Below are 7,209 nucleotides of genomic sequence, written 5' to 3' on the forward strand. Positions count from 1 at the left end.
CACCGCCTCCTGACAGGCCTTGACCAGCGTGACGCCGCGCTCGAAGCGTTGCAGCGACTGTTCCAGGCTGAGCTCGCCGGATTCCATGGCCGTCACGATGCCCTCCAGCTCGGCCACGGCGGATTCGAACTCGGCCAGCGAGATGCTCGGAGGCTGGGATTCGTCGGGCTGCGGCATGGATACGATCAGGCGTTGCGGGAGGCGCAAGTGTACTGGATTCGATCGGATCGGGTCGTTTCCGGCGGGCTTGCGGAACCTGCCCGTCGTGCATGCTTGATTGCTTCGTTGGCGTCGATTACGTTGCCCGCACGCGGTGTTTCGCCGCTCAAAAGGAAACACTGATTGATTCGCGCCACCAAGACGGAGCCGGTCTTCCTGCAAAACCGAGGCGGAGAGAGTGCGATTTGGTCATTCCAAATGAGCGAACGACAACGTGGGATTGCGGGAAGACCGGCCTGTTCCGTGCGGATTGCGCCTGAAATTGGGCCATGCGGCGTTGCTCGTCGTTCATTTGGAATGACCAAACTTCGCTTCTCGCGCCTTGCCTGGCCCAATTTCAGGCAGCAACTTGGCGGTGCGAATCAATCAGTGTTTCCTTCAACAAATCAACCATGACAAGCAGTTACGACGCCACCTCGATCGAGGTGCTGAGCGGCCTGGAGCCCGTCCGGAAACGGCCGGGCATGTTCACCGACACCCAACGTCCCAATCACCTGGCGCAGGAGGTGATCGACAACAGCGTCGACGAGGCGCTGGCCGGCCACGCCTCGGAAATCCAGGTGACCGTGTTCGACGATGGCTCGCTGCAGGTCGAGGACGATGGCCGCGGCATGCCGGTGGACATCCACCCCGAACACGGCGTGCCAGGGGTCGAGCTGATCCTCACGCGGCTGCACGCGGGCGGCAAGTTCTCCAACAAGAACTACCAGTTCTCCGGCGGTCTGCATGGCGTCGGCGTGTCCGTCGTCAACGCACTGTCGACCCGGCTCGAGGTGGACATCAAGCGCGATGGTCAGCGCTGGATGTCGGCCTACGCCGGTGGCGTGCTGGTCGGGCCGCTGGAAGCGGTGGAGTCGGTGGGCAAGCGCAACACCGGCACGCGGCTGCGGTTCTGGCCGGACGCCAGCTTCTTCGATTCGGCCAAATTCTCCATTCCGCGGTTGCGTCACGTGCTGCGCGCCAAGGCCGTGCTGTGTCCGGGGCTGCGCGTCGTGTTCCGCTATCCGGGTGCCGAGGAGCCGGACGTCTGGTGCTACGCGGACGGGCTGGCCGAGTACCTGGACGAGGCCGTCGGGCCGGCGGATCGGGTGCCGGAGCAGGCCTTCGTCGGCCACTTCGCCAGCGAGCGCGAGGGGGTGGACTGGGCCGTGGCCTGGGTGGTGGATGAGGACAGTGACGCGACCGTCGTTGCGGAAAGCTACGTCAACCTGGTGCCGACCCCGCAGGGAGGCACGCACGTCAACGGTTTGCGTACCGGGCTGACCGAGGCGATGCGCGAGTTCTGCGAATTTCGCAATCTGCTGCCGCGGGGGCTGCGCATCACGCCGGACGACGTCTGGAACGGCTGCGCGCACGTCATTTCGGTGAAGATGCAGGATCCGCAGTTCGCCGGGCAGACCAAGGAACGCCTCAGCTCCCGTGAGTGCGCGGCTTTCGTCTCCGGCGTGGTCAAGGACGCGTTCAGCCTGTGGCTGAACCAGCATCACCAGGATGGCGAGGCGCTGGCGCAGTGGATCATCTCCACGGCGCAGCGACGCACGCGGGCGGCGAAGAAGGTCGTGCGCAAGAAGGTCGTGTCCGGGCCGGCGCTGCCGGGCAAGCTGGCCGATTGCGTAATCGACGATCCTGCGCAAACCGAACTGTTCCTGGTCGAGGGCGATTCCGCCGGTGGTTCGGCCAAGCAGGCGCGTGATCGGACCACGCAGGCGATCATGCCGCTGCGGGGCAAGATCATGAACACCTGGGAAGTCGACACCGGCGAGATACTGGGTTCCCAGGAGATTCACGACATTTCCGTGGCCATCGGCATTTCCCCGGGGCAGGCGGATCTGACCGGGCTGCGTTACGGCAAGGTCTGCATCCTGGCCGATGCCGACTCCGATGGCCTGCATATCGCCACGCTGCTTTGTGCGCTGTTTCTCAAGCACTTCCGACCGCTGGTGGAGCAGGGGCATGTGTATGTCGCCATGCCTCCGCTGTTCCGCGTGGATATCGGCAAGCAGGTCGAATACGCACTGGACGAGGCCGAGCGCGACGGCATTCTCGATCGCATCGACGCCGAGGGCATCAAGGGCAAGGTCTCGGTCACGCGCTTCAAGGGCCTGGGCGAGATGAACCCGCCGCAGCTGCGCGAGACCACCATGGCGCCGGATACGCGGCGTCTGGTGCAACTGCGTGTCGAGGCGGCCGACGCCGATGCCCTGTTCGACATGCTGCTCGCCAAGAAACGGGCATCCGACCGCCGTGGCTGGCTGGAAGCCGAAGGCGACCGCGCCGAACCGGTGGGCTGATGTCCCGTACCGGGATCGGCCGCCACCTCTATCTCCCTGCATTGACGGGATCGCACGATGACTGACGAAACCACGATCGAGGGCGAATACCTCCCGATCCGCACCTTCGCCGAAAAGGCCTATCTCGACTACTCGATGTACGTGGTGCTCGACCGGGCGCTGCCGCATATCGGCGATGGCCTGAAACCGGTTCAGCGCCGCATCACCTACGCGATGAGCGAGCTGGGGCTGAGCGCGACGTCGAAGCACAAGAAGTCGGCGCGCACCGTCGGCGACGTGATCGGCAAGTTCCATCCGCACGGCGACAGCGCCTGCTACGAGGCCATGGTGATCATGGCCCAGCCGTTCACCTACCGGTATCCGATCGTGGACGGGCAGGGTAACTGGGGCTCGCCGGATGATCCCAAGTCCTTCGCCGCGATGCGCTACACCGAATCGCGGCTGGCGCCGTACGCGGCGACGCTGCTGGCCGAGATCGCCCAGGGCACGGTGGACTGGGTGCCCAATTTCGACGGGACGCTGACCGAGCCGAAGATCCTGCCGGCGCGCCTGCCCAACGTGCTGCTCAACGGCGGCACCGGCATCGCGGTGGGCATGGCCACGGACATTCCTCCGCACAACTTGCGGGAGGTCGTGGCCGCGGCGCGTCACCTGCTGGACAAGCCCCGGGCCGGGCTCGATGAGCTGATGGCGCATGTGCCGGCGCCGGATTTCCCCACCGGCTGCGAGATCGTGTCCAGCACCGACGAGCTGCGGGCCATCTACGAATCCGGTACGGGGCAGGTCCGGGTGCGCGCCGTGTTCGAGCGTGACGGCCAGGACCTGGTGGTGGTCGCATTGCCGCACCAGGTTTCCGGCGCCAAGATCCTCGAGCAGATCGCCGCGCAGATGCGGGCGAAGAAGCTGCCGATGGTCGACGATCTGCGTGACGAGTCCGATCACGAGTCGCCGTGTCGGCTGGTGATCTCGCCGCGCTCCAATCGCGTCGACATCGACGCCCTGATCGCCCATCTGTGCGCGACCACGGATCTGGAAAAGACCATCCGCGTCAACCTGAACATGATCGGCCTGGACGGGCGCCCGCGGGTGCGCGGTCTGGTCGAGATTCTGGGTGAGTGGCTGGTGTTCCGCCGCCAGACGGTGCGCCGCCGGCTGGAACATCGTCTGGCCAAGGTCGAGGATCGACTGCACATCCTCGAAGGCCTGTTGATCGCCTACCTCAACATCGACGAGGTGATCCGCATCATCCGCACGGAAGAAGAGCCCAAGCCGGTGATGATGGAGCGCTTCGGCATCAGCGACATCCAGGCCGAGGCCATTCTGAACCTGCGGCTGCGTCACCTGATGCGGCTGGAGGAGATGAAGATTCGCGGGGAGCAGGACGAGCTGGCAAAGGAGCGTGACTGGCTGACCGGCGTGCTTGGCTCCGAGGCGAAGATGACCTCGCTGATCCGCAAGGAGCTGGCCGAGGACGCGGAGAAATACGGCGACGACCGCCGCTGCGCGCTGGCCGAGCGCCCGCAGGCCCAGGCGCTGTCGGAAACCGACCTGCTGCCGGCCGAGCCGATCACCGTCGTGTTGTCGGAACTGGGCTGGATTCGCGCCGCCAAGGGCCACGCCGTCGAGGCGGATACGCTCAGTTACAAGGCCGGCGACGGCTATCTCTGCGACGCGCCGGGGCGCAGCAACCAGCCTCTGGTGGTGCTGGATTCCACCGGACGCTCCTACCAGATCGCGGCGCACAAGCTGCCGTCGGCACGCGGGCAGGGCGAGCCGCTGTCAGGCAAGCTCAATCCGCCGCCAGGCGCGCGGTTCGTTGGGCTGGTGATTGGTGACCCGGAGCAGCGCGTGTTGCTGGGCTCGTCGGCCGGCTACGGGTTTGCGACCCGGGTGTCCGAACTGGTCAGCCGCAACAAGAGCGGCAAGGCCGTGCTGACCGTGCCCAAGGGTGGCTCGGTGCTGGCGCCGGTGCCGTTCGGAGCCGATGCCGCGTGGATTTGCGTGGTTTCCTCCGGCGGCCGGATGCTGGCGTTCCCGCTGGACGAGCTGCCGGAACTGGCACGGGGCAAGGGCAACAAGCTGATGACTCTCAAGGCCGGCGAGACCGTGGTTGGCTGGGCGGCGCTGGGTCCGGGGCAGCAGCTGCGTCTGGAGAGCGGGCAGCGCCATATCGGTCTGAAGGTGGCCGACATCGAGGCCACCTACCAGGGCAAGCGTGCCCAGCGCGGCGCGATGCTGCCCCGGGGGTTCCAGCGCGTGCAGCGGGTCGTCGCCGTCGACGCTTGATTCGCGCCCGGACGGGCACATATTCCATTGCGGATGGTCTCTCCCTTCGGACTCGACAAAAGGCTTGAACGTCAATGAAGCGAATCGTGCTGTTTCTCGCGACCAACATCGCCATCATGGTGGTGCTCACCGCCGTGCTGTTCGTGTTGAGCGCGGTCTTCGGGGTTGATCTCGCCCAGAGTACGGGCGGGCAGTTCAATTACGCCGGGACCTTGCTGCTGGCGGCCGTGTTCGGCTTCGGCGGCGCGTTCATCTCGCTGGCGATGAGCAAGTGGATGGCCAAGCGGTCCATGGGCGCTCAGGTCATCGAACGGCCGTCCAATTCCCAGGAAGCCTGGCTGATGCAGACGGTGCAGCGTCTGGCTCGTCAGGCCGGCATCGGGATGCCCGAGGTGGCGATCTTCCAGTCGCCGTCTCCGAATGCCTTTGCGACTGGCGCGTCGAAGAACAATGCGCTGGTCGCGGTCTCCACCGGTTTGCTGCAGAACATGACGGCCGACGAGGTCGAGGCTGTGCTGGGCCACGAGATCGGCCACGTGGCCAACGGCGACATGGTGACGCTGACCCTGATTCAGGGTGTCGTGAACACTTTCGTGATCTTCCTGGCGCGTCTGGCGGCCTTTTTCGTCGATCGGGTCGTGTTTCGAAACCAGGATGGCCGCGGGCCGGGCTATTTCATCTCCTGGATCGTGTTCGAGATTCTCTTCGGCGTGCTCGCGTCGATTGTCGTCTGCTGGTTCTCGCGCCAGCGCGAGTTCCGGGCTGACGCCGCCGGTGCGCATCTGGCGGGTCGCCGCAAGATGATCGCCGCGCTGCGTCGCCTGCAGGGTGGTCAGCCGGAGCCGCTGCCCGAGCAGTTCAGTGCGTTCGGCATCGCCGGCGGCGTGGGGCAGGGGCTGCGGCACCTGTTCATGACGCATCCTCCGCTGGGGGAGCGGATTCGCGCGCTGGAGGCGGCGGACCGCTGAAGGTTCGAGCCCGGCGGAATCCCGGGTGGCTCAGACCAGCGAGATCGCGTCCGCGAGGGATTCCTCGGAGGCGATGGTCGACTGGACGTGGTTGCCCTGCACGTAGTTGATGCCCAGCTGCCAGAGCTGGGCCATCGAATTGGCATCCTCGACGTGCTCGGCAATCGTGCGGATGCCCTGTGACTGCGCCGTCTCGATCAGTTCGGCGAACTGACGCTTGACCTCAGCATCGGAGGACTCCAGCGAACGCGTGAACGCCGGATCCAGCTTGATGAACTGCGGGTTCAGTGCCGTGAGCAGGCTTAGCGACGCGCGCTTGTTGCCGAACCGGTCGATGGCCAGGCGTCCACCGCCGGCCTCGATCTGGTCCGCCAGTGCGGCGAACTTGGCGCGGTGGTCGTGGATCTGGCTCTCGCCGATCTCGAAGACGATTTGCTCGGGCTTGCAACGGTCGTTGTCGATGGCTTCACGCCAGGTCTGGATGACGCGTTGCGGTTCCGCCAGGGTCTGGTTGGACAGTCGGACAAACAGCGTGGGATGCAGGCCCGCGGCGTTGTCCGGCGAAGCCAGCGTGCGTACCGCCTGCTCCATGACCCAGGCGTCGATATCCGGCATCAGGTCGTATTCGATCGCGACCGGCAGGAAATCCATTGCCATCAGCTCGCCGCCGTCGGGCGTGAGCATGCGGATATGCGTATCGAGCAGGTTGCCCGGCTCGCCCTCCAGGCTCGCGATGGGCTGGAACACCAGTCGTAGCTGATCGGTTTCCAGCGCCTCGCGGATCCGCTGCGCCTGCTGGTCGGCCACGCGCTTGCGCTCCGAGGCCTCCGCGGTCGGTCCCATGAAGATGCTGACATTGCCGCCGCGCCGGGACACCTGCGAGGCGTTGCGACGCATGTCGCGGATCAGCGTCTGCGGGCGTTCCTCGCCCGACAGCGGATAGGACGCGATGGTGGCGGTGATCGCGGTCTCGTGTTCGGCCGTCGTGAATGTGGCCTGCTCGACCACTTCCAGCAGCCGGTCGGCGAAGGCGCGAATGTCGTCGGCGGAGGGACGACGCACCAGCAGCATCAGTTCCGACATGGAAAAGCGGAACACGCGGTCTCCCGGCTGCTGAACCGGTGCGAGCATGTCGAACAGGCGTTGCAGTACCTGGTCGGAATCCAGATAGCCGATGCGCTCCTCCAGCGCGTCGAACTGGTCGACGTAAATCAGTACCAGTGCCTGGATGTTGTCGTCCGCCGATGGCGTCAGCGCGGACAGGCGCTTGAACAGGTCCAGCCGGCTGCCCGGCGAAAACGCCTTGTCCAGCGCGCCCTGCCGGATCACGCATTCGGTGATGAATTCGTCGTCGACCGTTTTCGCGATGACGCCGAGCTGGACCGGAGGGGTGACGCCGTCCCGGCCGAGCAGGCGGATCTCGGTCTCGATCTCCGCATTTGGCG

At 65.7% G+C, this 7,209-nt stretch carries 5 protein-coding genes; 3 read left to right on the top strand and 2 right to left on the bottom strand.

The genetic code is table 11. The features are described 5' to 3' along the window. A partial coding sequence (gene xseB, locus ABNS06_RS12150; protein ID WP_348674870.1) for an exodeoxyribonuclease VII small subunit occupies positions 1-177 on the bottom strand: 177 nt, incomplete at its 3' end. Positions 178-611: 434 nt separating this feature from the next. Between xseB and parE the strand changes: the two genes are divergently transcribed. The 3 genes from parE (at position 612) to htpX (ending at position 5,764) form a co-directional block, all read left to right on the top strand. After that, a complete protein-coding gene (parE, locus tag ABNS06_RS12155; RefSeq protein ID WP_348674866.1) occupies positions 612-2,510 on the top strand; it encodes a DNA topoisomerase IV subunit B in 1,899 nt (632 codons plus the stop codon). A 57-nt stretch (positions 2,511-2,567) separates the two neighbouring features. Next, positions 2,568-4,796, top strand: coding sequence for a DNA topoisomerase IV subunit A (gene parC, locus ABNS06_RS12160; protein ID WP_348674867.1), 2,229 nt, complete (start codon positions 2,568-2,570; stop codon positions 4,794-4,796). 74 nt (positions 4,797-4,870) lie between these two features. Then, positions 4,871-5,764 (top strand): protease HtpX, encoded by an 894-nt coding sequence (htpX, locus tag ABNS06_RS12165; RefSeq protein WP_348674868.1) that lies wholly within the window; start codon positions 4,871-4,873, stop codon positions 5,762-5,764. A 30-nt stretch (positions 5,765-5,794) separates the two neighbouring features. Here the strand turns inward: htpX and ABNS06_RS12170 are convergent. Continuing rightward, positions 5,795-7,209, bottom strand: a 1,415-nt coding sequence (locus ABNS06_RS12170; RefSeq protein ID WP_348674869.1) for a bifunctional diguanylate cyclase/phosphodiesterase, incomplete at its 5' end; no start/stop codon positions are given.

The organism is uncultured Abyssibacter sp., from assembly GCF_964000955.1.
In the GTDB taxonomy this organism is placed as follows: Bacteria; Pseudomonadota; Gammaproteobacteria; order Nevskiales; family OUC007; genus Abyssibacter.